Here is a 26974-nt window from a genome sequence, read left to right as displayed (position 1 = left end):
GCGAGCTTAGACCGGACCGGCCAACTGGCCAATCACATCCGGTTTGATTAGGATGAGATCCCTCCCCGTCGATGCGAGATCCTCCCGTGGCCAAAGCAAAAACTGCGTCCAAAAAATCCGGCAACATCTACATCGGTATCGGCGGCTGGACCTTCGAGCCCTGGCGCGGCGTGTTCTATCCGGAGAAGCTCGCGCAGGCGAAGGAGCTGTCCTATGCCGCCTCGAAGCTGACCTCGATCGAAATCAACGGCACCTATTACGGCTCGCAGAAGCCGGAGAGCTTTCGCAAATGGGCGAGCGAGGTGCCCGACGGCTTCGTGTTCTCGGTGAAGGGACCGCGCTTTGCGACCAACCGCCGCGTGCTCGCGGAGGCCGGCGATTCCATCAAGCGCTTCTACGATTCCGGCGTGCTGGAACTCGGCGATCATCTCGGGCCGGTGCTGTGGCAGTTTGCGCCGACGAAGAAGTTCGACGGTGCCGATTTCGGCAAGTTCCTGGAGCTGTTGCCGCGCAAGCTCGAGGGGCGCGCGCTGCGCCATGTCGTGGAAGTGCGCCATGATAGCTTCTGCACGCCGGACTTCGTGGCGCTGATCCGCGAGTTCGAGACGCCCGTGGTTTTCGCCGAGCATGGCAAATATCCCGCCATCGCGGATGTCGCCGGCGATTTCGTCTATGCGCGGCTGCAGAAGGGCAATGACGAGATCAAGACCTGCTATCCGCCCAAGCAGCTCGATGCCTGGGCCGAGCGCTTCCAGGACTGGGCTTCGGGCGGTGAACCCGACGATCTCCCGAAGGTCGACAAGACGAAGCCGAAGAAGGAGCCGCGCGACGTGTTCGCCTATGTCATCCACGAGGGCAAGGTGCGCGCACCGCACGGCGCCATGGAACTGATCGCGCGAGTGAGCTGAGGATCAGATGGCAAAGGCGAAGAAGCTCTTCACGATCGGCTATGAGCAGACGCCGCCCAAGGCCGTGCTGGACGAGCTGGAACAGGCCGGCGTCAAGCTCGTGGTCGACGTGCGCGCGGTGACGTCGTCGCGCCGGCCGGGCTTTTCCAAGAAGCAGCTGTCGGCGGGCCTCGACGAGCGCGGCATCGGCTATGTCCATCTCGCCGCGCTCGGCACGCCGAAGGAGGGCCGCCTCGCCGCCCGCAGCGGCCAATACGACGTACTGGAGAAGATCTTCTCCAAGCACCTGAAAGCGCCCGAGGCGAAGGAGGCGATGGACGAGCTCTCGGCGCTGGTGAAAAAGGCCGGCCCGGTGTGCCTGCTGTGCTACGAGCGCGACCACACCCATTGCCACCGCCAGATGATCGCGGAAATCATCGAGGAGCGCGATGGGGTTGCGGTGAAGAATTTGGCGGGGCGGATCCTCTAGCTGTCTTCCGGGGCGCGCGTAGCGCGAACCCGGGATCCATCTATCCACCAACCCTGCTGCCCGATGGATTCCGGACTCAGCGCTTCGCGCTGCCCCGGAATGACGAGTTGAAGAGCTCAGCCCTCTCCCGCCAGCCGGAACGTCCCCTCCATCATCTGCACGCAAGCACCGCCGACGTGGGCGGACACGATCTTGCCGTCCTGCTTGCGCACGCGCGTCGAGAGGAGGCTCGGACGGCCCATGTCAAAGCCCTGGCCGAGTGTGAGCTTGAGCTCGCCGTCGCGCAGGGGATCGAGATCGGCGAACAGCGCGGCGGCGGCAACCGTGGCGCTACCGGTGGCGGGGTCTTCGATCAGGCCGCTTGCGCCGGGAAAGAACATCCGCGCCTGACGCTCGCAGGGTGCATCCGCTTCCGACACATCGCGCGTATAGAAGTAGACGGAGAAGGCGCCGTCGCGCGGCAGCATCCGACCGAATGCCGCGGCATCGGGCTTGGCGCGCCGCACGGCCTCGCGCGATCGCACCTCCGCGACCACGAACGGCGTTCCGACGCCGACGACTTGCGGCGCATGATGATCTGTCGTGATGTCATCCGCCGCCAGGGAAATACAGGCAGCGACGTCGGCTGCGGGAATCTGCGCGAGCCTTGTCAGCGGCTGCGGCGCGGTGAGCTCGGTGCTGACCACCCTGCCCTGCTCCCGCACGATGTCGACCGGGACCAGGCCGGCCTTCTCCTCGAACAGCAGCCGCGGCTTCGACTCTTGCGCGATCGTCGCCAGCACGAAGGCGGTGCCGACATTGGGATGGCCCGCGAAGGGAAGCTCCCGGACGGGAGTGAAGATGCGCACTTCGGCGTCGTTCGCCTTGTCGCGCGGTGGCAGCACGAAGGTGGTCTCGGAATAATTGAACTCGGTGGCGATCGCCTGCATCTGCTGCGTCGTCAGCCCGCCGGCATCGAGCACCACGGCGAGCTGGTTGCCGCCGAAGGCGCGGTCGGTGAACACGTCGACGGTGATGTAGCGGCGCTGCATCGTCACTTCCCCATGCAAGTCGCGGCCGCAACCGGCCGCACCACGCAGCACTCTACAGGCCGAAAATATCGCTCGTCATGCCCCAAAATTGAGTGCAATCGGAGCAATCGCGATGACGGGTTGAAAGACGCAGCCGCAACACATTCGCGGCGCCGGGCCGGCAAGCTATCGCCGCCCGGCGCCGTCTGCCGCGACCGTCAGTAGCCGTATGGGGTGCCGGTGTTCGGCAGGCACGGCGGCTGCGTATAGGGTGCCGTGGCATAGGCGCCCTCTGCCGGCGCCCTGATGCAGGTATCGGTCCTTGCCTGGGTTGCGGCGGCGTGAGTCGCGGTCATGTGGCGCGCAGATGCGGCCTGCGTCTGGGCGACGGCGGCAGCGATCAGAGCGGCTGCAACGAGGGTCATTCGAGTCATTGGCTTTCTCCGGATTACATGCGGAAGCCGAGACGTTTCGACCTCCACGATGCGGGACCCGAAAACTAGCCGAGATCATTCATCACGCGTGTTCAACGCCGCGCGACTCGGCTTCAACCAAATGCGACTCGCCGTTGAAGAGACGTTACCCCAGCTGAAACACCGGCACCTTCTGCTCGTAGCCGCGCACCTCGACCTCGCCGAGCGCGACGGCATCGCTGCCGTCGTCGCCGAGCGCCTCGCGTACGGACGCGGAGATCAGGAGCTGCGAGCCGAAATCCTTGTTCAGCGCCTCAAGCCGCGAGGCGAAGTTCACGGTATCGCCGATGACCGTGTATTCCTTGCGCCGGGGCGAGCCGATATTGCCGGCGACGACCTCGCCGAAATGGATGCCGATGCCGATCCGCAGCGGCCAGCTTGTCTGCGCATTGATGCGGTCCATCGCGGTCAGCATCTCGCGCCCGGCGGCAACCGCACGCTGCGCGGCGTCGGAGGCTTCCAGCGGCGCGCCGAACAGGGCGAGAAAGCCATCGCCCAGGAACTTGTTGACGATGCCGCCGTGCCTGTCGAGGATATCCACCAGCACGGCAAAGGCGCCGTCGAGCCGGTCGACCACCTCCTGCGGGCTGCGCGATTGCGCGCCGGCGGTGAAGCCGCGAAAATCGACGAACATCACCGCGACGCGGCGGACGTCACCGCCTCCGCCGGTGCCTGCCGTCATCAGCCGCTCCACCACCTGCGGGGAGACGTGCTGGCCGAACAGGTTCGTCACGCGGTCGCGTGCGGTCGCCGCCGCGATGCTCGCGGCGAACTGGCGGCGCAACTGAGCGCCGACGGCACCCGCCAGCACGCCACAGATCAGGATCACGATGCTGCGCACGGCGTGGAAATAGATCAGGGGATCGCCGGCTTCATCAGTCGCGTTGTAGTACAGCGCGACCGACAGAAGCCCGGCGGCAGCGACCAAGCCTGTGAAGGCCGAGAGCCAGAAGTCGAGCCGCAGGGTCGAGAGGATGACGAAGATGAAGTACATCAGCGGCACCGCAAAGCCGAGAGCCTGGCTCGGGCCCATGGTCCGGGTCTGCAGGATCAGGATCACCGTGGGCAGCGACGTCTCGATCAGGGTGCCGATATAGCGCCTGACCACCGGCAGATCGCGATCGAGCCGGAGGTTCTTTCTGATCTGGGTGTGGACCCAGACCTCGAACAGGATGAAGCCACCGAGGAGGCCGTAGACCTCGACAATCCCCTCCGTTCCGCGCCACACCCGGTTCACGACGCTGGGGTCGATCAGATAGATCGCGGTGAGCAGCAGCATCATGACGCAACCCGTCGCGATCAGCGCCCGCACCCGCAACAGCTCGGTGCGCATCACCTCCCGCGTCAGCTCGCGCTCGAAATCCTCCGACAAGACGGCATGCTGCCGCGCTTTCCTGCTCGCAAGCTTGGCCATCATCCCCCCCGGGTCGTTCCGGGGCGATGCGACAGCATCGAACCCGGAACCGCGAGATTCTATGGTACGCAATTGCGTACCATACTTCACGCTACGCGATCCCCGGAATGACATCGAGGACATCTTGCCTCAATCCAGCGTACGGCGGAAGCGCGTCACGGCGACGGTCATGGCGAGCAGCATCAGGGCCGCCAGCGCCAGCGCGTCGAAATGCAAATTCTGCATGGTCGCGCCCTTCAGCATGATGGCGCGGACGATTCGCAAATAATGGGTCAGCGGCAGGCATTCGCCGAGATATTGCGCCCAGGCCGGCATCCCTGCGAACGGGAACATGAAGCCCGAGAGCAGAATGCTCGGCAGGAAGAACATCATCGACATCTGCATGGCCTGGAGCTGGTTCTGCACCAGCGTCGAGATGGTGTAGCCGATCGCCAGATTGGTGGTAATGAACAGCGTCGACAGCAGCGCCAGCAGCACGAGATTGCCGAGCACGGGCACGCCGAACAGGCCGACGCCGATGCTGATGATCAGGAAGGCCTGGACGAAGCCGACCAGTACGTAGGGGATGATCTTGCCGAACATCACCTCGACCGGCCTGATCGGCATCGACAGCAGGCTCTCCATGGTGCCGCGCTCGACCTCGCGCGTGACCGAGAGCGCGGTGAAGATCAGCATGGTCATGGTGAGGATGGTGCCGACGAGGCCGGGCACGATGTTGAGGCTGGAATTCGCGGCCGGATTGTAGCGGGCATGGGCGCGGATCTCGAACGGCATCTCCGGGGGCTCGCCGATATAGAGATCATGCGCGAGCGCCGTCTGGACGACCATGCCGAGCGAGCCCAGCGCCGCGCTTGCGGCGACGGGGTCGGTGGCATCGGCCGCGACCAGCAGCGCCGGCCTGTCGCCGCGCCGTACCGCCCGCTCGAAGCCGCGCGGGATCTCGACCCCGAACAGCACCTTGCCGGATTTCAGGAGGTTGTCGAAATCGTCGACGTCGTGAACCTCGTAGAGGAAGCGGAAATACTTGGTGTTCTCCAGCGCCTTCAGCACCGAGCGGGCGAGATCGGAATCCTCCTGAAGCAGCACCGCGCTCGGCAGATGACGCGGCGTGGTGTTGATGGCATAGCCGAACAGCATCAACTGCATCACCGGCAGCATCACGATCATCGCGAACGAGACGCGGTCGCGCCTCAGCTGGATGAACTCCTTGACCAGCATCGCGTAGGAACGCCGCAGGAAGCCGAAGCGCTCGCGGATGTCGCGCCGTGGTGCAGGATGGTCGACTGCGCTCATTGGAAATTGTCCTTGGAGCGTCCCATCAGCTCGATGAACACGTCTTCGAGCGAGGGCTTGGACTTCTGCCAGTGCAGTCCGCCCTTGTCGCGCCAGGGCGCGATGCTGGCTTCGAGCGCCGGGACGTCGCGGCCGGAAACATGCAGCGAAGTGCCGAACGGCGCCACCATGTCTATGCCGGGCTTGCCCGTGAGCGCAGCGCCGAGCTCGTTCAGGTCTTCGCCCGTGACGGTATAGGTCGTCAGCGCGGATTTCGCGATCACCTCCTCCACGGTGCCGTGCGCCAGCAGGTAACCATAGGCGATATAGGCGATCTCGTGGCAGCGCTCGGCCTCGTCCATGTAATGGGTCGAGACCAGCACCGTGAGACCCTCGGCCGCGAGCGCATGGATCTCGTTCCAGAAATCGCGCCGTGCCTTGGGATCGACGCCGGCGGTCGGCTCGTCCAGCAGCAACAATTGTGGATTGGGCAGCGTGCAGGCTCCGAGCGCCAGCCGCTGCTTCCAGCCGCCGGACAGCTGGCCCGCCAGTTGCTCCTCGCGCCCGGAGAGCCCGAGCCGCTTGATCATATCGCGCGCGGCGCCGCGCGCGTCAGCGAGACCATAGAGCCGCGCCACGAATTCGAGGTTCTCGCGCACCGAGAGATCCTGGTACAGGCTGAAGCGCTGGGTCATGTAGCCGACCTGGCGCTTGATCTTCTCGGCGTCGCGGCGGATGTCGTAGCCGAGACAGGTGCCCTCGCCGCTGTCGGGCGTCAGCAGCCCGCACAGGATGCGGATGGTGGTGGTCTTGCCCGAGCCGTTGGGACCGAGGAAGCCGTAGATCGAGCCGCGCTTCACCTGCATCGACAGATCGTGCACGACCTCGCGGCCGCCGAACGACTTGGTCAGGCCTTTGACGTCGATCGCGATGCCGTTGCCGTTGCTCATCGCTTGTCCGCCACCGGTGTCTTCGGATGAAGGTAGACATCGATCGGCTGTCCGACCCGCAAGGCATCGGGCCGCGAGGGTCGCGCCTGGATCAGATAGACCAGCTTGTTGCGCTCTTCGAGGCTGTAGATGACGGGCGGCGTGTATTCGGCCGAGGTCGCGATGAAATAGATCTTGGCGGTGAGGTCGGCGGCGCAATTGTCGCAGGAGACACCCACCGTGTCGCCGATCGCGAGCTTCGGCAACTCGGTCTGCGGCACGAAGAAACGCAGCTTCATGTTGCCGGGCGGCATGATCGAGAGCACCGGCCGCTGCGCCGCCACCATCTCGCCTTCGCGGAAATAGATCTGCTGGATGGTGCCGGCGACCGGCGCAAAGCCCTTGCGCCGCGCCATCCGCGTCTCCGAGGTCGCCACCCGCGCCTCCGCGACGCGCAAGGCGGACACGGCGGAATCGAGATTGGCCTGCGTGCCAGAACCGGTCTTGTTCAGCGAGGCCGCACGGTCATAGGTCTGCTGCGCGTTCGCGAGCGTCGCCTTCTGCTGGTTGAGGTCGGCAAGCTGGAGATCGTCATCGACGGAATAGAGGTGATCGCCGACCTTGACCTCGTCGCCTTCACGGACGTTCAGCTTGGTGACGCGCCCGGCTTCATCCGGACTGACGAAGATCATGTCGGCCTCGACCCAGCCCTGGAAGCCGGGATCGCGCTTCTCCTTGCACCCGGCAAGCCCGGTTGCGAGCACAGCGAGCAATGCCAAGACAGAAATTGGTTGCGACGACCTCATGTCGTCCTCCGTTCGCCAAAAATCAAATCGAGATGAACGCGCAGCATCTCCTGCGCGTCGAGCGGCGCATGCCGCGCAAACAGGCTCTGCCAGATCACGGCGATCATCGCCGGCGCGACCAGGATCTGCGGATAGCGCGCGAGATCCTTCTGCCGGATCTCGCCGCGCGCGATGCCGAGCTCGATCAGCGCGCGCATGGCGGTGATCCCGCGCGAGACCACCTCGCGGTAGTAGAAGTCGGCGACCGACGGAAAGCGCGGCCCCTCCGCCACGATCAGGCGCACCAGATCGCCGCGCCTCGTTCCGATCACTTCCTTCAGGAAGTTGCCGGCAAACGTCTCGATGAGGTCGCGCACCGAGCCCGCCGGCGGGGGCAGCGTGGTCAGCCGTGCGACCACGGGAACGATGACGATGCGCACCAGCTCCTCGAACATCGATTCCTTGTCCTTGAAGTGCAGGTAGATGGTGCCCTTGGCGACGCCGGCGCGCTTGGCGATGTCGTCGAGCCTGGTGGCGGCAAAGCCGCGCGCGATGAACTCCTCCATCGCCGCCTCCACGATCGCCGCTCGCCGCTCTGCCGCGCGCGTGGCGCGGTTCGAGGCAGGCGCCGCGTCGGGGCCTGCAGCCGCAGGGCCGTTTGCGAGGGCGGGAGCCGCAGAGGGCGAGGCGATTTTGGTCGACTTCTTCGTCATTCGATATATATGACTGACTAGTCAGTCAAAGTCAAGAGCAATAAAGCGCCAAACGAATTAGTGTTGACTAATGCATTAGTACTTGCTAATTTGATCTCATGATTGAAGCCGCTCCAAATCCCGTCACCACCGTGATGCGCGCCCTTGCCGATCCGACCCGCCGCGCCGTGTTCGAGCGCGTGTTCGAGAGCAAGGAGATCAGCGTCGCCGAGCTGACGCGCGGCAGCGGCGTCACGCAGGGAGCCGTCTCGCAGCACCTGAAGTCGTTGAAGCAGGCGGGCCTCGTCGCCGAGCGCGCCGAGGGCCGCAACGTCTATTACCGCGCCGCGCCGCAGGGACTGGAGCCGCTGGTCAGCTGGATGGACCATTACGGCGTCTTCTGGCGCGAGCGTTTCCAGAACCTGCGTGACCTCTTGAAGGAGATCGACCCGTGAATGCTGCCGCGTTGAAAGCCGACACGAGAGACATCGTCATCGACGAGGTCTTCCCTCACACAGCGGAGACGATCTGGAAGGCGCTGACCAGCGCGCAGCTGATCGGGCGCTGGCTGATGCAGCCGACCGGCTTCGAAGCCGTCGAAGGCAAGGCCTTCACCTTCCAGACCAAACCGGGCGGCAACTGGGACGGCGTGATCCATTGCCGGGTTCTGGAGGTCGTGGCTTTCAGGCGCCTCGTCTACGCCTGGAAGGGCGGCGACGAGCGCAACACCGGCTATGGCGCCCCGCTCGACACCCTCGTGACCTGGTCCCTCACCCCGGTGGAAGCCGGCACGCGGATCCGCCTCGTCCATGCGGGCTTCGTCCTGCCCAGGAACGAGTCGGCCTACACGGTGATGAGCGGCGGCTGGAAGAAGGTCGTGCGCCAGCTCGATGAGATCAGCGGCGAAGGTTGAGCGGGAGATATCACGATGGAGAAGCCCTATACCGGCGGCTGCGCCTGCGGCGCGATCCGCTATTCGATTGAAGGGGAGCCCCTCTTCAGCAATCACTGCCAGTGCCGGGACTGCCAGCGGGAAAGCGGCAGCGGCCATGGCTCGTACGCCACCTTCGCGCGCGCCGGCGTCACGCTGACGGGCGATGCCAGGCACTGGGACATGGTCGCCGACAGCGGCAAGGTGAAGACGCGCGGCTTCTGTCCGCAATGCGGCGTGCCGATCTACCTCACCTTCGCCGCGATGCCGGACATCTTCACCATCCGCGCCGCAAGTCTTGACGAGCCTGCCCGCTACACGCCGCAAGCGGTCACCTATGCGGCGCGTGGGCATAGCTGGGATCACCTCGACCCCACCCTGCCGAAGTTCGAAGGCATGCCGCCGGGTTAGGGCTTTAGCTAAAATCCAGCACCATGCGGCCGTCGATCCTGCCGGCCTTCATCCGGTCGAAGACGTCGTTGATCCCTGCGAGCGGCACCTTGGTCACCTCGGCCTTGACCTTGCCGTCGGCGGCAAATGCGATGGCTTCGTCGAGGTCACGCCTCGTGCCGACGATGGAGCCGCGCACGGTGATACGCTTGAGCACGACGTCGAAGATCGGCGTCGGGAATTCGCCCGGCGGCAGGCCGACAAGGCTGACGGTGCCCTTGCGCCGCACCATCTTGAGCGCCTGCGCGAAGGCCGGCGTCGAGACCGCCGTCACCAGCACGCCGTGGGCGCCGCCGCCCGTCGCCGCCAGCACCTTGTCCACCGCATTGGCCGCAAGCGCGTTCACGGCGAGATCGGCGCCGGTCTCGCGAGCAAGCTGAAGCTTGTCTTCGGCGATGTCGATGCCGACAACCTTCAGCCCCATCGCCTTGGCGTACTGGATCGCGACATGGCCGAGCCCGCCGATGCCGGAGATCACGACCCACTCGCCGGGCTTGGCCTCGGTTTCCTTCAATCCCTTGTAGGTGGTGACCCCGGCGCAGAGGATCGGCGCGACGGCCGCGAAATCGATCGTCGCCGGCAGCTTGGCGGCGAAGGCGGCCGAGGCGATGACATATTCGGCAAAGCCGCCATTCACGCTGTAGCCGGTGTTGTGCTGGTGCTCGCACAGCGTCTCCCAGCCGGTCTCGCAATATTCGCACGACATGCAGGCGTCGTGCAGCCAGGCGACGCCGACGGCATCGCCGACTTTCAGATTCTTCACGCCGGGCCCGAGCGCGGCGACGATGCCGGCGGCTTCATGGCCGGGGATGAAAGGCGGCACCGGCTTCACCGGCCAATCGCCGGAGGCGGCATGCAGATCGGTGTGACAGACGCCGCAGGCCTTGACCTTGACCAGAACCTCGCCCGGACCGGGCTGCGGCACCGGCACGTCCTCGATCACCAGCGGCTTGCCGAATTGCTTGACGATTGCGGCTTTCATGGTCGGCATCGCTCTGCTCCTTTGCGATATGCTGGGCAGACTAGCGATGCCGGCGGCCTTGCTTTTGACGGGCGTCAAACAGCACAAAGTTTGCGCAAGGGGCAGGTCCATCATGACACTGCGATGACGCCGCGCGGCGCTCTCGACCTGTCAGCTATGGAACTTGAGGCCGTCGACGATCTTGTCGATCGCCTTGCGTTCGGCGCGCATCGCAATGCCGACGAGGTTGAGCTCGGTGCGCGCAACCGCCCTCACCACCTCGCGGTTGGCGGCATCATGCGTGGTCTTGAACATGTCCTCGGTATAGACCGCCGCCTTGACGTTGCGACTGAGCGCGCGGTCCAGCGCGCGCGACAGCGCCGGACCATCGGCGCCGTAGATCAGGATCGGCTGGCCGATCAGCGCGTGATACTTCGTACCCGAGGCGTCCTCATAGGCTTCGCCGATGCATTCCGGAAAGGCCGCGGCGATGCCGCTGGTGAGGAAGGAGGCGACGTTGAGCTTCTGCCAGGCTTGAAGATCGGTGCGGATCACGACCGCGATCTTGGTGTCGAACTGCATGTATGCCTTCCACTGTCATTGCCGAGGCGATGCTACGCAACGCCCCATTACGACAGCAAGAGGAAATCACCCCTTGGCGTCGCAGGCCCAGGCGCGGATCACGCATTCCTTGCCGCCGTATTTGTAGCATTCGCGCGTAGCGGCATTGAGCGAGGTCGAGATCTTCGGCTTGACGGCGTAGCCATAGGCACCGCAGGGATTGGCGAGATCGACCGACATCGCGGCGCAGGCGCGCTTCATCGTGACGGTGGTGCAATCGCCCTTGCATTGCTTCTGCGCCGCGGCGCGGGCCTCGTGCTCGTGGCCATAATCATAGGCCTGGCCATAAGCGCCGCACTTGCCGACCGCAAAGGCGCCGGCGGCGTGCGCATCCGTGATGTGGCGAGCGCCGGCGACGCAAACGGACAGCGCAAAGAAAAACATCGCGCAACGGCGCGCGACGACGTTCGAAGCCATGGAAAAACCCCTCCCCCCAAGGCAGGTGGCGGCAACTCTAAGCGGCGGTCGTTTCCAGATGGTGAACGGGGGGTTGAAAGCCGGATTGACGAATGAGCGACCATATACATCTTTTAGTTGTAATTTCAAACAGCGTCATTTAAGGTGGTTTCAGCTGGAAGCGCCAAGCAAAGCGCCGGAGGAACCGCCATGCATCGAATCAATGGAATGCTCTTTGGAATAATCGCATCGATGGGCCTGATCGGATCGGCGCATGCGCAATCGGTGAACTGGACGTGGAGCAATCAGTACGGCTCGACCCTGGCCATCACCAGCTTCAATTCGAACACCGGCGCGATCACGGGGACCTACACCAACAACGCCGCGAACAGCTGCGATGAGGGCAAGCCGCAGGGCGTGACGGGCTGGCTGGCCTACGGCAACACCGGCACTGCGATCAGCTTCTCGGTGAATTTCCTCAACTGCGGCTCGACCACTGTCTGGACCGGGCAGCTCAACAACTCATCCGGATTCCAGGGACTGTGGTATCTCTCCCTCGCTGAGGCCGTCGCATGGAACGGCATTAGTGCCGGCGCCGATACCTTTACGTTCAACAGCGGCGACAAGGCCCTGCTGACGAAGAGCGGCATCGACCTGAAGGCTGCCACGGAGAAGTTGTCGAACACGAAAAAGTAGGCGAGCGGCAAGGTGGTGCGCAGGATGGACAGCTCGCGGCTGCGCGAAGTCACCCCCGCCGTGCCGCCTCCAGCGCCTGCGGCGTGTCGATGTCGAGGAAGGCGCTCTCGCCGTCCACCGGCACCTCGGCGACGGCCTCGGTGTGCTTGGCGATGAGATGCCGCGCGCCGACGTCACCGTCGAGCGTCATCAGCTCCTTGAAGAAGCGGCGCGACCACAGCACGGGGTTGCCGCGGCGGCCCTCGCTGACGGGCACGACGATGAGATTGCCGCGGTCCGGTGCAAAACCGTCGATGAGCTTATCGATCAGGCCGGCGTCGATCAGCGGCATGTCGCCGAGACACACCACGGCGCCGTCGCAGGTCTCGGGCACGGCCGCGATGCCGGCCTTCACAGAACTGGCGATGCCGCCGGCGAAGTCCGGATTGCGGACGAATGTCACCTTCAGGCCTTGCAGCGCCTGCTCGACCAGCTCGGCCTGATGACCGGTGACGACGATCACCTCGGATGCCCTGGAGGCCAGCGCCTGCTCGGTGGCGAGACGCACCAGCTTCTTGCCGTCGAGCTCGGCGAGCAGCTTGTTCGGCCCGCCCATCCGGGTCGAGCGACCCGCCGCGAGCACGATGGCCGCGACCTGGCGGTTGCCGTCGGTCTCCGGCTTGGCGCGCGGCTGCGGCCGCGTCACGATCTCCATCAAGAGGCCGCCGACGCCCATGCCCATCAGCTCGGACCGCGTCACCTTGATGCCGGCGAGAAGCCGCATCAAGACCCAGTCGAAACCGTTCTCGACCGGCGAGCGCGCGCAGCCGGGCGCGCCCAGCACCGGTACCTCGCCGGCCCGCGCGATCAGCAGGAGATTGCCGGGGTCGACCGGCATGCCGAAATGCTCGATCTCGCCGCCGATCCCGGTCACCGCCGCCGGAATCACGTCGCGGCGATCGGCGATCGCGGAGGCACCGAACACGATCACGAGCTCGGCGCCGAGGCCGAGCAATTCCTTGATCGCGGCCGACAGCGCCTGCTCCTCGTGCGGGACCCGGCGCTCGGCAATGATGTTGGCGCCGGCCGGCGCCAGCCGTTCGGCGGTGACGCGCAGGGTCTTGTCGATCACCTTGGCGGACAGGCCCGGCAGCAGCGTCGAGACCACGCCGACGCGTTTGATCACGTAAGGCGCGACCTTCAACACGTCCTTGCCGGCCGCCTTCACCGCGGCATCGCGCAAGCTCGCCTCGACGCCGAACGGGATGATCTTGACGGTGCCGACCATCTCGCCCTCGACCACCGGCTTGTAGGCGGCGAGCGTCGCAAAGGTGATGGCTTCGTCGATGTTGTTGATGCGGTCGACCGCGGCGCGATCGATCACCAGCACGCCCGCTCGCGCGGCGAACAGATTGGCGCGGCCGGTGAACGCGCGCTCGACATGGATGCCCTCGCCGCCGATGGCGAGCGCGATGCTGGCGGCCGCAGCGTCCTCGGAGACGTCGCCCGCCTCCATCCGCACCACGACGATGTCCTTGATGCCGGCGCGCTCGAGCTGTTCGACCTCGGCAGGTCCGATCGTCGTGCCCTTCTTCAGCACCAGCGATCCCTGGCGCAGGGTGTGGACGGTCACCCCGCCGATCGCATCCCTCGGGCTCGCCGGGCCGAACTTCATGCCGCTTCTTCTTTTTCCTTGGGAGGCAGCCGAAGCACGGCGGTGATCTCGGCCATGATCGCCACCGCGATCTCGGAGGGCGAGACCGCGCCGATCGCCAGCCCAATGGGCGCGTGGATGCGCGCGATGTCGCTTTCCCTGGCGCCCTGCGCCCGCAACCGGTCGCCACGCTTGGCATGCGTCTTTCGCGAGCCGAGCGCGCCGATGTAGAAGCAATTGCGCTCGAAGGCGTGCAGCAGCGCGGGGTCGTCGATCTTGGGATCATGAGTCACCGCGACGAAGGCGGTGTAGGCATCGACATTGAGCGGCGGCAGCGCCGTGTCGGGCCATTCGGCGATCAGCGGAATGTCGGGAAAGCGCTCGGGGCTGGCAAAGGCCGTGCGCGGATCGACCACGGTGACGTCATAGCCGAGCGAGCGCGCCAGCGGCGCCAAGGCCTGGCTGATATGGACCGCGCCGATGATGACCAGCTTTGCCGTTGGGGCGTAGACGTTGAGAAACAGCTTCTTGCCGCCGGCCTCGACACTGGCGCTCTTGCCCATGCGAAGCTGCTTTTCCAGCTCGGCCCGCAGCGGATCCTTGGCGAAATCCTTCGCCTTCACCAGGCGCTGCTCGCCGCTCTCGGTGTCGGTCACCAGGATGACCGGGCGGCGCGCGGCGCGCTCGGCATTGAGTTCGTGCAGGATGTCGAGCTTCACGGCTAGCCGACCTTCTCGACAAAGACGCGGATGGTGCCGCCGCAGGACAGCCCGACGTTCCAGGCGGTCTCGTCGGCGACGCCGAACTCCAGCATCTTCGGCGTGCCGCTCTGGATCACATCCATGGCCTCCGTGACCACCGCGCCCTCGACGCAGCCGCCGGACACGGACCCCAGGAACGTGCCTTCGTCGTTGATGACGAGGCTGGAGCCCGCGGGGCGCGGCGCCGAGCCCCAGGTCTCGACAACCGTCGCCAGCGCGACACCACGGCCGGCCTTCTGCCAGTCCTCCGCCGCCTTCAGAATGTCCTCGTCGCGATCGAGCATGGCTGGCCTCTCAAGCTGCGGAGCGGATCAGGCTGCGGTGATGCGGCGGCAGCGGCTGGGAGAGCGTCGTGATCAGCTCCTGGATCGAACTCAAATTATGTACCGGGCGGAATTCGTCAACGTGGGGGAGCATCATTTTGATGCCCTGCGCCTTGGCCTCGAAGCCCCCGTACCGCAACAGCGGGTTCAGCCAGATCAGCCGCCGGCAGGACCGGTGCAGCCGGTCCATCTCGAAGGCGAGCTTGGAATCGGCCTCCCGTTCCAGCCCGTCGGAGATCAGGAGCACGATGGCGCCCTGGCTCAACACGCGGCGCGCCCACAATTTGTTGAAGTTATGCAGCGAGGCCGAGATGCGGGTGCCGCCGGCCCAGTCCTCGACCGAGGCCGAGCAGCTCGCCAGCGCCTCGTCCGGGTCGCGCTGGCGCAGCGCACGGCTGACATTGGTGAGGCGCGTGCCGAACAGGAACACCGAGACGCGCTTTCGGGCATCCGTGATGGCATGCAGGAAATGCAGGAACAAGCGGGTGTATTCGCTCATCGAGCCCGAGATGTCGAGCAGCGCCACGATCGGCGCCGGCTTCTCGATGCGCCCGAGGCGATGGATGTCGATGATGTCGCCGCCGGTGCGTAAAGATGCGCGCAGCGTCCGGCGGAGGTCGAGGCGCAGGCCGCGGGCATCGGGCCGGCGCCGGCGCGTCAAGAGCTCGGCCTGCGGCAACCTCATCCGCTCGATGGCACGGAGCGCCTCGGCGATCTCCGTCGCGCTCATCTGCGCAAAATCCTTCTTCTGCAGGATTTCCTTGTCGGAGACCGACAGGCGCAAATCCTGCTCCTGGTGCTGCGGCGTCTCGGTCATGCGCGGCTGCGACATCGCCTCCTGGACGCGGCGGGCGCCGGCCTGCGGCTTCTTCTTGGCCTCGTCCGGCAGCGGCACCGAATCCAGCATGTGCTTCCATTCTTCCGAAGCGCGGAAGAACAGGTTGAAAGCCTGGCTGAAGATCAGCGCATGCTCGTGACGCTTGACGAAGATCGCCTCCAGCGTAGTGAAGACGTCGGATCGGTTGCCGATGTCGATCACCTGCAGCGCGCTCATGGCATCGATCACCGCGCCCGGCCCGACCGGCAGGCCGGCGGCACGCAGGGCGCGGGCGAAGCCGACGATGTTGTCGGCGAATTGCTCGGTCTTTTCGGGGGCAAGGTGGTTGATGGCCATGGTCTATCCTTGCTCCGTCATTCCGGGGCGCGCCACTTGGCGCGAGCCCGGAATCCATCCATCCACCAACTCTGCGGCCCGATGGATTCCGGGCTCGCGCGGACGCGCGAGACGGAATGCGGGAGCAGCTATGATGCGCGCGAGATCAATTCTCGCTCGTCGCGTCCTTCAGCACCTTCTGCAGCGTGTCGCCCTGCATGCGGGTGATGTCATCCTGGTACTTGAGCAGCGCGCCCAGCGTGTCGCCGACCACTTGCGGGGTCAGCGAGCGGGCATCGAGCTCCGACAGCGCCGTAGCCCAGTCGATGGTCTCGGCAACGCCCGGCGACTTGTAGAAGTCCTGGTTGCGCAGCGCCTGCACGAAGCGCACGACCTGCTGCGACAGCTTGGCGGAGATGCCGGGCACGCGCGTCTTGACGATCGCGAGCTCGCGCTCGGCGGCGGGATAGTCGACCCAGTGATAGAGGCAGCGCCGCTTCAGCGCGTCGTGGATCTCGCGGGTGCGGTTGGAGGTGATGATGACGATCGGCGGGTGCGGCGCCTTCACGGTGCCGAATTCGGGGATGGTCACCTGGAAGTCACTGAGGATCTCGAGCAGGTAGGCTTCGAACGCCTCGTCGGCGCGGTCGAGCTCGTCGATCAGCAGCACCGGCGGTCCCGCGACATCAGGCTCCAGCGCCTGGAGCAGCGGCCGCTTGATCATGTAGCGGTCGGCGAAGATATCGCTCGAAAGCTGATCGCGATCAGTGTCGCCCGCGGCTTCCGCCATCCGGATCGCGATCATCTGCGACGCGCTGTTCCATTCATACACCGCGGAGGAGACGTCGAGGCCTTCATAGCACTGCAGGCGGATCAGCTTGCGCCCCAGGGCTGCCGACAGTACCTTGGCGATCTCGGTCTTGCCGACGCCCGCCTCGCCCTCCAGGAACAGCGGCCGGCCCATGCGCAGCGACAGGTACGTCACCGTCGCCAGCGAGCGCTCCGCGAGATAGCCGCGCGACGTCAGGAGTTCGAGCATCGCATCGACCGATGCCGGCAAAGCACCGGAAGAAGTGGCCGCTGAAGTCATGGAAAGCCAGTCTCGCTACGCCCTCACCGGGGACAGGTCTGGGACCGAGGAATGAGGTCGGCTCATTCCTTGGCATTGGCGGCATCGACGGCGCGCCGGGTCAGCACGCCGATGAGATGCGCGCGGTATTCGGCGCTGCCGTGGATGTCGCTGTTGAGGCCTTCCGCTGGCACCGTGATGCCCTCCAGCGCCTTCGAGGCGAAGCGCTTCTTCAGGGCCTCCTCGAATGCGGTGACGCGGAACACGCCTTCGGATCCCGCACCGGTCACGGCCACGCGCACGTCCGACGGACGCCGGGCCACGAACACGCCGACCAGCGCGTAGCGCGAAGCCTGATTGCGAAACTTGATGTAGGCAGCCTTCTTCGGCAGCGGGAACATCACCTTGGTGATGATCTCATCGGCTTCGAGCGCGGTCGTGAACAGGCCCTGGAAGAACTCTTCCGCCTTGAGGCGGCGCTTGTTGGTGACGATGGTGGCCCCGAGCGCGAGCACCGCGGCGGGATAATCGGCGGTCGGATCGTTGTTGGCGAGCGAGCCGCCGATCGTGCCCTTGTGGCGCACGGCGGGATCGCCGATCTGGCTCGCGAGATTCGCCAGCGCCGGAATGGCTTCACCGACGATGGCGGAGGTCGCGACCTCGGCATGCTTGGCGGTGGCGCCGATCACGAGCGAGCGGCCCTTCATCTCGATCGCATTGAGCCCCTCGATGTGGGAGAGGTCGACCAGATGCGGGGGGCTCGCAAGGCGCTGCTTCATGACGGGAATCAGCGTGTGGCCGCCGGCGATCACCTTGGCGTCCTCGTTCTTCACCAGGAGGTTGGCCGCCTGGCGAACGGTCCCAGGGCGATGATATTTGAATTCGTACATCTGTATGTCCTGATCGCGGGAGGCGCGTTACGCGAGGTCGGATTTGGCCATCGCCTTGGCGCCGGCGGAGATCGAGGCGACGATGTTCTGGTAGCCCGTGCAGCGGCAGAGATTGCCTTCGAGCTCCTCGCGAATGGTGTGGTCGTCCAGTTCGTGGCCCTTGCGGTGCACGATGTCGATCGCGGTCATGATCATGCCGGGCGTGCAGAAGCCGCACTGCAGGCCGTGATGCTCGCGGAAGGCCTCCTGCATCGGATGCAGCGGCGCGCCGTCGGCAGCCAGCCCCTCGATCGTCTTGACCTCGTGACCGTCGGCCATCACCGCAAGCGTGGTGCAGGACTTCACGGCCTTGCCGTCGAGATGCACGACACAGGCGCCGCACTGCGAGGTGTCGCAGCCGACATGGGTGCCGGTCAGCCGCAGATTCTCGCGCAGGAATTGCACCAGGAGCGTGCGGGGATCGACGTTGGCGGTCACTGGATTGCCGTTCACGATGAGGGAGATTTTTGCCATAAGCACTCTCTGTCAGCGCCCCGACGGGTCCCGTCGAAGCGGTTCTTATAGTTATTCCAACCCATCATATGGGCCAATATGCCCCGGGGCAACATCGCCCCGGACGCAAGGCGCCATGCCGAAGGCGCTACCCTAAAGGTACTGGACCTTCAGCTCTGTACGGCCTTGGCGAAGTTCGCGAAAAACTCGTCGGCCAGCTTCTTGGCGGCACCGTTGATGAGGCGCTGGCCGAGCTGCGCCAACTTGCCGCCGATCTGCGCCTCGACGTCGTAGGAGAGCAGCGTGCCGCCGTCCTTCTCGGTGAGCTTGACCGCCGCGCCGCCCTTGGCGAATCCGGCCACCCCGCCCTCGCCCTCACCGGAAATCTTGTAGCCGTTCGGGGGGTCGAGATCGGACAGCGTGACCTTGCCCTTGAAGCGTGCCGACACCGGGCCGACCTTCATTTTCGCCGTCGCGCGGAAGCCGCCGTCGTCGGTCCTCTCCAGCTCCTCGCAGCCGGGGATGCAGGCCTTCAGCACCTCGGGATCGTTGAGCTTGGCCCACACGGCCTCGCGCGGCGCCGCAAGCTGGACTTCGCCGTTCATCGTCATGGCCATGAGGGTGCCTCCCGGATCGCGCAACTATAGTGCTGATCAAGTAACGCAGCGAAGCGGCAAAGGAAAGACCGGCGCCCGGTCACGTGCAATGCATATTCGCAACTGCAAAATGACGCGTGCGGACGGCGGGGGTTGGCAGGGCCGGGCCATGATGATTAGGTCGCGCGCAACATGAGCACATCCATCTCCCCCCTGCTCGCACCGATGCTGTCGGGCGCCGCCATGCGCGTGGTCTGCGACGACCGGTCGACCTTGCAGAACATGCTCGATTTCGAGGCAGCCTTGGCACGCGCCGAGGCGGCCACCGCCGTGATTCCGGCATCCGCGGTCGGACCGATCGAGGCGGCCTGCAAGGCCGATGGCTTCGACCTGGCCGCACTGGCCGACGCCGCGATGCGATCGGGCAATCTCGCGATTCCCCTGGTCAAGATGCTGACCGCCCATGTCGGCAGGAACGACGCGGAGGCGGCGCGCTACGTGCATTGGGGCGCGACCAGCCAGGACGTCATCGACACCGCGACCATGCTGATGCTTCGCGCCGGCATCGCGGCGCTGGATGCCGACCTCAGCCGCGCCATCAAGGGCTTTGCCGCACTGGCGCGCAGCCATCGCAACACCGCGATTGTGGCGCGGACCTGGCTCCAGCACGCGCTGCCCATGCCGTTCGGGCTGAAGGCCGCCGGATACGCCTCGAGCCTTGCCCGCGCCCGCTGCCGCCTGCGGCGGCTCTCCCGCGAGGGCCTCGCGCTGCAATTCGGCGGCGCCGCCGGCACGCTCGCTGCGCTCGGCGACAAGGGGCTCGCGGTGGCCGAACGGCTGGCGCAGGAGCTCGATCTGCCGCTGCCCGAGGCGCCCTGGCATACCCATCGCGACCGCATCGCCGAGGCTGCATCGTGCTTCGCCATTCTCGCCGGCAGCTGCGGCAAGATCGCGCGCGACGTCTCGCTGCTGATGCAGACCGACGTCGCCGAAGCGTTCGAGCCGGCCGGCGAAGGCCGCGGCGGCTCCTCGACCATGCCGCACAAGCGCAACCCGGTCGCCGCCGCGAGCGCGCTGGGCGCTGCGACCATGGCCCCGCAGCTCGCCGCGACGATCTTCGCCGCACAGGTGCAGGACCACGAGCGCAGTGCCGGTCCCTGGCACGCGGAATGGCCGACGCTGCCGCAATTGATGCTGGTCACATCGGGCGCGCTGGCGGCCGTCGTCGACATCGCCGAGGGTCTGGAGGTCGACACGGCGCGCATGCGCAGCAATCTCGATGCGACGCACGGGCTGATCATGGCCGAGGCCGTCACCTTCGCGCTCGCCGAAGCCATCGGCAAGAGCGATGCACATCATCTCGTCGAAGCCGCGAGCAAGCGCGCGGTCGCCGAGAAGAAGCATCTGCGCGAGGTGCTGTCCGCCGATTCGCAAGTCACCGCGCACCTTTCGGCGGAAAAAATTACGGCATTGTTCGAGCCGATGGCCTATCAAGGGGCGTCACAGGCGCTGATCGACCGGCTACTGGATTCATTGGATCTCTCCTGATGTCATTGCCGGGCTTGACCCGGCAATCCATCACTTAGGGAAGATTCTTTTTTAGATGGATGCGCGGGTCAAGCCCGCGCATGACGAGGAGCATGCCATGCCCATGATCGATGCCGACGGATGCCTCCTCAACGTCTCCGTCGAAGGCCGCGACGGCGGGCCGACCCTGATGCTCTCCAACTCGCTCGGCTGCACGCTGCAGATGTGGGAGCCGCAGATGAAGGCGCTGACGCAGGTGTTCCGCGTCATCCGCTACGACCGCCGCGGCCATGGCAAGTCGAACGTCCCGCCCGGCCCCTACACGATGGAACGCTTCGGCCGCGACGTGCTCGCCATCCTCGACGATCTCAACATCGAGAAGGTGCATTGGTGCGGCCTGTCGATGGGCGGCATGGTCGGGCAATGGCTGGGCGCCAACGCGCCCGAACGGTTCGGCAAGCTGATCCTCGCCAACACGTCCTGCTACTACCCCGATCCAACTAACTGGCACAACCGCATCAAGGCGGTAAAGGAGGGCGGCATCGCGGCGGTCGCGGATGCCGTGATCGCGGGCTGGCTGACCCAGGATTTCCGCGAGCGCGAGCCTGCGATCACCGCGAAGATGAAATCGATGCTGCTCGCCTCGCCTGTTGAGGGCTATCTCGCTTGTTGCGAGGCGCTGTCGACGCTCGACCAGCGCGCGCTGCTGCCGAAGATCAAGAGCCCGACGCTGGTGATCGCCGGCCGCCACGACGTGGCGACGCCGATCTCGGCGGCCGAATTGATCCGCTCCAGCATTCCCGGCGCCAGCATGACCATCATCGACGCCGCGCACATTTCGAACGTCGAGCAGCCGCATGCGTTCACGGATGCGGTGGTGGGGTTCCTGACGCAGCGCTGATTTTACAACTCGTCATTGCGAGCGCAGCGAAGCAATCCAGACTGCCGCCGCGGAAATATCCTGGATTGCTTCGCTGCGCTCGGCAATGACGAAGGAGAAACACCATGGACGACCAGAAGCGCCGCGATGCCGGCATGAACGTGCGCCGCAAGGTGCTGGGCAATGCCTGGGTCGACAAGTCGATCGCGAACCGCAACGCCTTCAACACCGACTTCCAGGACCTGATCACCCGCTACGCCTGGGGCGAGATCTGGACGCGGCCGCATTTCGACGAGCGCACGCGGCGCGTGCTGGTGATCGGCACCATGGTCGCGCTCGGGCAATGGGACGAATTCCGCCTGCACGTGCGTGCGGCGCTGGCCGAGGGCGGCTTCACGCCCGATGACATCAAGGAGATCCTGCTGCAGCAGGCGATCTATTGCGGCGTGCCGGCGGCGAACCACGCCGTCAAGGAAGCCTCAGCGATTGTGCAGGAGCTCGGCCTGCTCAAGTCCTAGCGGCTCAAGGCTTGACGGCGCGGCGACCTCGACCGTCTTCGCCGCTGCGTCCGGCTTCTCGATCACGACCACGATGGCGGCACCGAGCAGCATCGGGAGCTCGGTGGCGTGCAGCCGAAGCGCGGCCATCTCGCCGACCTTCGAGGCCATCACCATGCTGGCAAAGGAGATCAGGCTGCCGATCGCGAGCGCAATACCGAGCGCCTCGTCGCTGCCGCCGCTCTTGCGGGTGCGGGGAATGCAGAGCAGCACGAGATAGATCGCGAAGAACGCCACCACGGTCAGCCGTCCGAGCGCCAGCAGCCAGGCGGCACGCACCGTGTCCATGCCCGCCATCTGCAGATGGTCGCTCAGGTACAGCGCCACCGCAACGCTCGGCCGCTCGTAGAGGCCGCGCACGGGCGCGACGATGATGCTGAAGGCGATGAGGCTCCAGACGGGAATGAAATAGGCCGCCAGCAGCGCGCCGTTGACCGAGCCGATCCGCCAATTCCTGAACATGCCGCTTCCCGCCTGGTTTGCCGGGCCTTCGATGGAAGGCGGCGGCCATGCCGAGCTAACTCGCATCAGACTGTGGCGGCAATTTAAACCCTTTGTTTACCTTAACTGCCCTCGTAACCGTCATTCCGGGGCTTGCAGAGCCGAACTATGGTGCGCATTGCGCACTTGAGAATTTCGAGATTCCGGGTCTGGTGCTGACGCACCATCCCGGAATGACGGGCAGATGATGCCCCAAGAAAGCAGATGATGCCCCAAGAAAAAGGCCCCGCCTTCCGGCGGGGCCTCTCCTCACTCCTAGGCTCCCAAACTCGCTATTCCTGGTCGCGCTGGCCGCCCTGCTGCTGGCCCGGGCGATCGCCCTGGCGCGGATCCTGCTGCTGCTGTCCGGGTTTCTGACCGCCGCCCTGCTGCTGCCCCGGCTGTTGGCTTGGGCGCTGCTGGCCGGGGTTCTGGCTCTGCTGACCCGGATTCTGGTTCTGCTGCTTCGTCATTCGGGGAAACTCCCTTGTTGGACGTCAGAGGCAAGACAACGGTCGGCATCCACTTTGGTTGCCGACGGAACCCGGTTCCTTCCGTTGCTGGAACCCCGCCCGGAAAATGATCTCTGTACAAGCCTTAAGGTGGAGACCGGGCCAGTTGCAGCCGCCAGTTCCCTCCTGTTACAAAACCCAAACGCTCAAGGGCTGCCGGGGCCCAAGAACTCTCTGCAAGAGCTCCCTTTGAGCCGCGTCAAGTTTGGGTACGGCAGCTTATGGATTATTTCGCCCAGCAGCTCATCAACGGCCTCGTGCTCGGCTCGATCTACGGCCTGATCGCGATCGGCTACACGATGGTCTACGGCATCGTCGGCATGATCAACTTCGCCCATGGCGACGTCTTCATGATCGGCGGCTTCATCGCCCTCATCACCTTCCTGATCCTGATCTCGTTCGGCCTCACGGCCGTTCCCGTGATCCTGCTCGTGGTGCTGCTGGTCTCGATGGCGATCACGGCGCTCTATGGCTGGACCATCGAGCGGATCGCCTACCGGCCGCTGCGCCATTCCTTCCGCCTCGCCCCGATGCTGTCGGCCATCGGCATGTCGTTCGTGCTGACGAACTATTCGCAAGTGGCGCAAGGCGCCCGCGTCAAGCCGATCCCGCCCGTCATCACCGGAGGCTATACGCTGCACGAAAGCGCGGACGGCTTCGTGATCCAGCTCTCCAACATCCAGATCATCGTGGTCATCACCACCATCGTGCTGCTGGCGATCTTCACCTGGCTGGTGTCGAGCACAAGGCTCGGGCGCGACATGCGCGCCTGCGAGCAGGATCAGACCATGGCAGCGCTGCTCGGCGTCAACGTCGACCGCACCATCTCCATGACCTTCGTGATCGGCGCCGCGCTCGCCGCCGTGGCGGGCCTGATGTACCTGCTCTATTACGGCCTGGTCGACTTCTTCATGGGCTTCGTCGCCGGGATCAAGGCCTTCACCGCCGCGGTGCTCGGCGGTATCGGCTCCCTGCCCGGCGCCATGCTCGGCGGGCTCTTGATCGGCCTCATCGAGACGCTCTGGTCGGCCTATTTCTCGGTCGAGTACAAGGACGTCGCGGCGTTCTCGATCCTGATCGTCGTGCTGATCTTCATGCCGACCGGCCTGCTCGGCCGTCCCGAAGTCGAAAAAGTCTGACGGACCGGCCGCGTGACAGCACCCTCGACCCACACGACCAAACCTGCAACGGGCATCGCCGCCCTCCTCAAGACCGCCTTCATCAACGCCCTCATCGCGCTGGTGCTGTTCTCGCTGATGGTCGGCGTCCGCACCGAGGCGGGCTCCGACGGCCAGCTCACCTACTGGACGCGTTTCGGCGAGCTCGCCTCCCTCGTCGCCGTGGTGTTCGGCGGCTCGATCGTGATCGAGCTGCTCAGGCAATGGATCGGCCCGGCCGGCACCGAGAAGCTGGTGCCGCCAGCGGTGCAGAAGGGCATGTCGCTGGTCGGCCGCTATCTTGCGCCCGCGCTACTGATCTTCACGCTGCTGGTGCCCGTAATCTTCTATGAGCAGCGCTACATCCTCGACCTCGCCATTCTCGTCCTCACCTATGTGATGCTGGGCTGGGGCCTCAACGTCGTGGTCGGGCTCGCCGGCCTGCTCGATCTCGGCTACGTCGCGTTCTATGCGGTCGGCGCCTACTCCTACGCGCTGCTCGCCACCAATTTCGGCTGGTCGTTCTGGATCTGCCTGCCGCTCGCCGGCATCCTCGCCGCATTCTGGGGCGTGCTGCTCGGCTTCCCCGTGCTGCGCCTGCGCGGCGACTATCTCGCCATCGTGACGCTCGCCTTCGGCGAGATCATCCGCCTCGTCCTGATCAACTGGCAGGATCTGACCGGCGGACCGAACGGCGTATCCGGTATTCCGCGTCCGACCCTGTTCGGCATTCCGCTCGACAGGAGCGACGATGGGCTGGCCGCCAAGCTCGGCATCGAGTTTTCACCGACCCATCGTATCGTCTTCCTGTTCTATCTGATCCTGGCGCTGGCGCTGCTCACCAATTGGGCGACGATCCGCCTGCGCCGGCTGCCGATCGGGCGCGCCTGGGAAGCCTTGCGCGAGGACGAGGTCGCCTGCCGCGCGCTCGGTATCAACACCACGACAACCAAGCTCACGGCGTTCGCGACCGGCGCCATGTTCGGCGGCTTCGCCGGCGCCTTCTTCGCCACCCGCCAGGGCTTCATCAGCCCGGAATCCTTCACCTTCCAGGAATCGGCGCTGGTGCTCGCCATCGTCGTGCTCGGCGGCATGGGCTCGCAGCTCGGCGTCGCGCTCGCGGCGCTGGCGATGATCGGCGGGTTCGAGCTGTTCCGCGGCCTCGAGACCTATCGCATGCTGGTGTTCGGCTGGGCCATGGTACTGATCATGATCTGGCGGCCACGCGGCCTGGTCGGCCATCGCGCGCCGACGGTCTACCTGAAGAAGTCGCAGGCCATCTCCTCCGACCTCGTCAAGGAAGGCCACGGATGAGCGGCAACACGATCCTCAGCGTCGACGGGCTGACCATGCGCTTCGGCGGCATCGTCGCCGTGCAAGATCTCTCGTTCGCCGCCGAGCGGAAGAAGATCACCGCGCTGATCGGGCCGAACGGTGCCGGCAAGACCACCGTCTTCAACTGCATCACCGGCTTCTACAAGCCGACCGGCGGATCGATTCGCCTGACCCACGACGACGGCAGGGAAATCGCGCTGGAGCGGCTCAACGATTTCCGCATCGCCAAGCAGGCCAAGGTCGCGCGCACGTTCCAGAACATCCGCCTGTTTCCCGGCATGACGGCGCTTGAGAACCTGATGGTGGCGCAGCACAACGCGTTGATGCACGCCTCGGGCTTCACCTTGCTCGGCCTTGTCGGCGCGCCCGCCTATCGCGAGGCCGAAAAGCGCGCGATCGATCTTGCCACCGACTGGCTGAAGCGGGTCAACCTGCTCGAGCGCGCCGACGATGCCGCCGGCAATTTCGCCTATGGCGACCAGCGACGGCTGGAAATCGCGCGCGCGATGTGCACCGAGCCCGCGCTGCTATGCCTGGACGAACCCGCCGCCGGCCTCAACGCGCGAGAGAGCGCAGCCCTGAACGAGCTCCTGCTTTCGATCCGCAATGACCTGGGGACGTCGATCCTCCTGATTGAGCATGACATGTCGGTGGTGATGGAGATCTCCGACCACATCGTGGTGATGGATCACGGCGTGAAGATCGCACAAGGCACGCCGCGCGAGGTGCGCGACGATCCCAAGGTGATCGCCGCCTATCTCGGCACCGACGAGGAAGAGGCCGTGGCCGTCATGGAGAGCGGGTCGTGACGGCGGCGCCCCCCCTGCTTGCGATCCGGGGCCTGCGCGCGGCCTACGGCAAGATCGAGGCCTTGAAGGGCGTCGACGTCGACATCAATTCCGGCGAGATCGTGGCTCTGATCGGCGCCAACGGCGCCGGCAAGTCGACGCTGATGATGACGATCTTCGGCAAGCCGCGCGCTCGCGCCGGGCAGATCCTGTACGAGGGCAAGGACATCACGGCCGTCCCGACCCACGAGATCGCCCATTTGCGCATCGCGCAGTCGCCCGAAGGCCGCCGCATCTTCCCGCGCATGAGCGTCGCCGAGAACCTCCAGATGGGGGCCGACGTCACCGAGAGCACGCCGGCGGAACGGGAGAGCACGCTCGAGCGCGTGTTCGCCCTGTTTCCCCGCCTGAAGGAGCGTTTCGCCCAGCGCGGCGGAACCCTGTCCGGCGGCGAGCAGCAGATGCTGGCGATCGGCCGCGCCTTGATGAGCCGCCCTCGCCTGCTCCTGCTCGATGAACCCTCGCTGGGGCTCGCCCCGCTCATCGCGCGGCAGATTTTCGACGCCATCCGCACACTGAACCGGCAGGACGGCCTGACCGTGCTGATCGTCGAGCAGAACGCCAACCACGCGCTCAAGCTCGCCCATCGCGGCTATGTCATGGTCAACGGCCTGATCACGCTGGCCGGCAGCGGCGCCGAATTGCTGCAGCGCCCGGAAATTCGCGCCGCTTATCTGGAAGGCGGCCGGCACTGACCGGCCCCGCCCTGCGCGAGAATGCGGCTAGATATCTTGGCGTATGCCCGTATTTTGCC

33 protein-coding genes are annotated in these 26974 nt (G+C 65.5%); 13 read left to right on the top strand and 20 right to left on the bottom strand.

Annotated elements, in window-relative coordinates; all coding sequences use genetic code 11:
• Positions 1-71: 71 nt before the first annotated feature.
• Both AC24YW_RS15085 and AC24YW_RS15080 read left to right on the top strand, forming a co-directional pair.
• Positions 72-908 carry a DUF72 domain-containing protein gene (locus AC24YW_RS15085; RefSeq protein WP_487483483.1) on the top strand — a complete coding sequence of 279 codons (837 nt, stop codon included), beginning with the start codon at positions 72-74 and terminating at the stop codon, positions 906-908.
• A 7-nt stretch (positions 909-915) separates the two neighbouring features.
• Positions 916-1377 (top strand): DUF488 domain-containing protein, encoded by a 462-nt coding sequence (locus AC24YW_RS15080; protein WP_487483482.1) that lies wholly within the window; start codon positions 916-918, stop codon positions 1375-1377.
• A 116-nt stretch (positions 1378-1493) separates the two neighbouring features.
• On the opposite strand, the gene AC24YW_RS15075 is transcribed toward AC24YW_RS15080, so the two are convergent.
• From AC24YW_RS15075 to AC24YW_RS15045, 7 genes are all read right to left on the bottom strand, one after another.
• On the bottom strand, positions 1494-2408 hold the full coding sequence (locus tag AC24YW_RS15075; protein WP_487483481.1) for a PhzF family phenazine biosynthesis protein: 915 nt from the start codon (positions 2406-2408) through the stop codon (positions 1494-1496).
• A gap of 197 nt (positions 2409-2605) precedes the next feature.
• A complete protein-coding gene (locus AC24YW_RS15070) occupies positions 2606-2821 on the bottom strand; it encodes a hypothetical protein (RefSeq protein ID WP_487483480.1) in 216 nt (71 codons plus the stop codon).
• A 145-nt stretch (positions 2822-2966) separates the two neighbouring features.
• The gene (locus tag AC24YW_RS15065) at positions 2967-4274 is read right to left on the bottom strand and encodes an adenylate/guanylate cyclase domain-containing protein (protein WP_487483479.1); all 1308 of its coding nucleotides are present in this window, start codon (positions 4272-4274) and stop codon (positions 2967-2969) included.
• 129 nt (positions 4275-4403) lie between these two features.
• The gene (locus AC24YW_RS15060) at positions 4404-5567 is read right to left on the bottom strand and encodes an ABC transporter permease (RefSeq protein WP_487483478.1); all 1164 of its coding nucleotides are present in this window, start codon (positions 5565-5567) and stop codon (positions 4404-4406) included.
• On the bottom strand, positions 5564-6496 hold the full coding sequence (locus tag AC24YW_RS15055) for an ABC transporter ATP-binding protein (protein ID WP_487483477.1): 933 nt from the start codon (positions 6494-6496) through the stop codon (positions 5564-5566). The genes AC24YW_RS15060 and AC24YW_RS15055 overlap by 4 nt, the downstream gene beginning before the upstream one ends.
• Entirely contained in the window at positions 6493-7281 is a 789-nt protein-coding gene (locus AC24YW_RS15050) for an HlyD family secretion protein (RefSeq protein WP_487483476.1), read from the bottom strand. Before AC24YW_RS15050 ends, AC24YW_RS15055 begins: the two co-directional genes overlap by 4 nt.
• Entirely contained in the window at positions 7278-7973 is a 696-nt protein-coding gene (locus tag AC24YW_RS15045) for a TetR/AcrR family transcriptional regulator (protein WP_487483475.1), read from the bottom strand. Before AC24YW_RS15045 ends, AC24YW_RS15050 begins: the two co-directional genes overlap by 4 nt.
• A gap of 98 nt (positions 7974-8071) precedes the next feature.
• Between AC24YW_RS15045 and AC24YW_RS15040 the strand changes: the two genes are divergently transcribed.
• From AC24YW_RS15040 to AC24YW_RS15030, 3 genes are read left to right on the top strand one after another with little or no spacing between them, the layout of a single operon-like run.
• On the top strand, positions 8072-8407 hold the full coding sequence (locus AC24YW_RS15040; protein WP_487483474.1) for an ArsR/SmtB family transcription factor: 336 nt from the start codon (positions 8072-8074) through the stop codon (positions 8405-8407).
• The gene (locus AC24YW_RS15035) at positions 8404-8865 is read left to right on the top strand and encodes an SRPBCC family protein (protein ID WP_487483473.1); all 462 of its coding nucleotides are present in this window, start codon (positions 8404-8406) and stop codon (positions 8863-8865) included. Before AC24YW_RS15040 ends, AC24YW_RS15035 begins: the two co-directional genes overlap by 4 nt.
• 15 nt (positions 8866-8880) lie before the next feature.
• Positions 8881-9294: a GFA family protein gene (locus tag AC24YW_RS15030; protein ID WP_487483472.1), complete on the top strand. Its 414-nt coding sequence runs from the start codon at positions 8881-8883 to the stop codon at positions 9292-9294.
• Positions 9295-9298: 4 nt separating this feature from the next.
• Here the strand turns inward: AC24YW_RS15030 and adhP are convergent, their stop codons facing one another.
• The 3 genes from adhP to AC24YW_RS15015 all read right to left on the bottom strand — a co-directional run bounded on the left by adhP (position 9299) and on the right by AC24YW_RS15015 (position 11332).
• Entirely contained in the window at positions 9299-10324 is a 1026-nt protein-coding gene (gene adhP / locus AC24YW_RS15025; RefSeq protein WP_487483471.1) for an alcohol dehydrogenase AdhP, read from the bottom strand.
• A gap of 141 nt (positions 10325-10465) precedes the next feature.
• Positions 10466-10876, bottom strand: coding sequence for a DUF2000 family protein (locus tag AC24YW_RS15020; protein ID WP_487483470.1), 411 nt, complete (start codon positions 10874-10876; stop codon positions 10466-10468).
• A 66-nt stretch (positions 10877-10942) separates the two neighbouring features.
• The gene (locus AC24YW_RS15015; protein ID WP_487483469.1) at positions 10943-11332 is read right to left on the bottom strand and encodes a DUF4189 domain-containing protein; all 390 of its coding nucleotides are present in this window, start codon (positions 11330-11332) and stop codon (positions 10943-10945) included.
• Between the two features lie 231 nt (positions 11333-11563).
• Here AC24YW_RS15015 and AC24YW_RS15010 point away from each other — a divergent pair, with 231 nt between their 5' ends.
• Positions 11564-12007, top strand: a complete 444-nt coding sequence (locus AC24YW_RS15010) for an avidin/streptavidin family protein (protein ID WP_487483468.1) — start codon at positions 11564-11566, stop codon at positions 12005-12007.
• Between the two features lie 49 nt (positions 12008-12056).
• On the opposite strand, the gene AC24YW_RS15005 is transcribed toward AC24YW_RS15010, so the two are convergent.
• From AC24YW_RS15005 to AC24YW_RS14970, 8 genes are all read right to left on the bottom strand, one after another.
• Positions 12057-13661 (bottom strand): NTP transferase domain-containing protein, encoded by a 1605-nt coding sequence (locus AC24YW_RS15005; RefSeq protein ID WP_487483467.1) that lies wholly within the window; start codon positions 13659-13661, stop codon positions 12057-12059.
• Entirely contained in the window at positions 13658-14359 is a 702-nt protein-coding gene (locus AC24YW_RS15000; RefSeq protein WP_487483466.1) for an XdhC family protein, read from the bottom strand. The genes AC24YW_RS15005 and AC24YW_RS15000 overlap by 4 nt, the downstream gene beginning before the upstream one ends.
• A gap of 2 nt (positions 14360-14361) precedes the next feature.
• The gene (locus AC24YW_RS14995; protein WP_487483465.1) at positions 14362-14685 is read right to left on the bottom strand and encodes an XdhC family protein; all 324 of its coding nucleotides are present in this window, start codon (positions 14683-14685) and stop codon (positions 14362-14364) included.
• 10 nt (positions 14686-14695) lie between these two features.
• Positions 14696-15898 carry a vWA domain-containing protein gene (locus AC24YW_RS14990; protein WP_487483464.1) on the bottom strand — a complete coding sequence of 401 codons (1203 nt, stop codon included), beginning with the start codon at positions 15896-15898 and terminating at the stop codon, positions 14696-14698.
• A 145-nt stretch (positions 15899-16043) separates the two neighbouring features.
• Positions 16044-16967, bottom strand: coding sequence for an AAA family ATPase (locus tag AC24YW_RS14985; protein ID WP_036027789.1), 924 nt, complete (start codon positions 16965-16967; stop codon positions 16044-16046).
• 62 nt (positions 16968-17029) lie between these two features.
• Positions 17030-17836 (bottom strand): FAD binding domain-containing protein, encoded by an 807-nt coding sequence (locus AC24YW_RS14980; RefSeq protein ID WP_487483463.1) that lies wholly within the window; start codon positions 17834-17836, stop codon positions 17030-17032.
• 27 nt (positions 17837-17863) lie between these two features.
• On the bottom strand, positions 17864-18349 hold the full coding sequence (locus AC24YW_RS14975) for a (2Fe-2S)-binding protein (protein WP_014494194.1): 486 nt from the start codon (positions 18347-18349) through the stop codon (positions 17864-17866).
• 149 nt (positions 18350-18498) lie between these two features.
• On the bottom strand, positions 18499-18945 hold the full coding sequence (locus AC24YW_RS14970) for an SRPBCC family protein (RefSeq protein ID WP_487483462.1): 447 nt from the start codon (positions 18943-18945) through the stop codon (positions 18499-18501).
• A 171-nt stretch (positions 18946-19116) separates the two neighbouring features.
• On the opposite strand from AC24YW_RS14970, the gene AC24YW_RS14965 reads away from it, so the two are divergent.
• The 3 genes from AC24YW_RS14965 (at position 19117) to AC24YW_RS14955 (ending at position 21849) form a co-directional block, all read left to right on the top strand.
• The gene (locus tag AC24YW_RS14965; protein ID WP_487483461.1) at positions 19117-20472 is read left to right on the top strand and encodes a 3-carboxy-cis,cis-muconate cycloisomerase; all 1356 of its coding nucleotides are present in this window, start codon (positions 19117-19119) and stop codon (positions 20470-20472) included.
• Positions 20473-20569: 97 nt separating this feature from the next.
• Positions 20570-21352 carry a 3-oxoadipate enol-lactonase gene (gene pcaD, locus AC24YW_RS14960; protein ID WP_225124767.1) on the top strand — a complete coding sequence of 261 codons (783 nt, stop codon included), beginning with the start codon at positions 20570-20572 and terminating at the stop codon, positions 21350-21352.
• Positions 21353-21456: 104 nt separating this feature from the next.
• On the top strand, positions 21457-21849 hold the full coding sequence (locus AC24YW_RS14955; RefSeq protein WP_026312440.1) for a carboxymuconolactone decarboxylase family protein: 393 nt from the start codon (positions 21457-21459) through the stop codon (positions 21847-21849).
• On the opposite strand, the gene AC24YW_RS14950 is transcribed toward AC24YW_RS14955, so the two are convergent.
• Positions 21811-22350, bottom strand: a complete 540-nt coding sequence (locus AC24YW_RS14950; protein WP_487483460.1) for a hypothetical protein — start codon at positions 22348-22350, stop codon at positions 21811-21813. The genes AC24YW_RS14955 and AC24YW_RS14950 overlap by 39 nt on opposite strands.
• A 311-nt stretch (positions 22351-22661) precedes the next feature.
• Complete coding sequence (locus AC24YW_RS14945; protein ID WP_487483459.1) at positions 22662-22841, bottom strand: hypothetical protein; 180 nt, start codon at positions 22839-22841, stop codon at positions 22662-22664.
• A gap of 260 nt (positions 22842-23101) precedes the next feature.
• Here AC24YW_RS14945 and AC24YW_RS14940 point away from each other — a divergent pair, with 260 nt between their 5' ends.
• The 4 genes from AC24YW_RS14940 to AC24YW_RS14925 are packed head-to-tail and all read left to right on the top strand — an operon-like array spanning position 23102 to position 26915.
• Positions 23102-24019 (top strand): ABC transporter permease subunit, encoded by a 918-nt coding sequence (locus AC24YW_RS14940; RefSeq protein WP_487483458.1) that lies wholly within the window; start codon positions 23102-23104, stop codon positions 24017-24019.
• A gap of 12 nt (positions 24020-24031) precedes the next feature.
• Complete coding sequence (gene livM / locus AC24YW_RS14935; RefSeq protein WP_487483457.1) at positions 24032-25351, top strand: high-affinity branched-chain amino acid ABC transporter permease LivM; 1320 nt, start codon at positions 24032-24034, stop codon at positions 25349-25351.
• Positions 25348-26181 (top strand): ABC transporter ATP-binding protein, encoded by an 834-nt coding sequence (locus AC24YW_RS14930; RefSeq protein WP_487483456.1) that lies wholly within the window; start codon positions 25348-25350, stop codon positions 26179-26181. The genes livM and AC24YW_RS14930 overlap by 4 nt, the downstream gene beginning before the upstream one ends.
• A complete protein-coding gene (locus AC24YW_RS14925; protein ID WP_487483455.1) occupies positions 26178-26915 on the top strand; it encodes an ABC transporter ATP-binding protein in 738 nt (245 codons plus the stop codon). The genes AC24YW_RS14930 and AC24YW_RS14925 overlap by 4 nt, the downstream gene beginning before the upstream one ends.
• The last annotated feature ends 59 nt before the right edge of the window (positions 26916-26974 follow it).

Source organism: Bradyrhizobium sp. USDA3516, from assembly GCF_057651995.1.
This window is presented reverse-complemented; position numbering and strand designations above follow the sequence as displayed.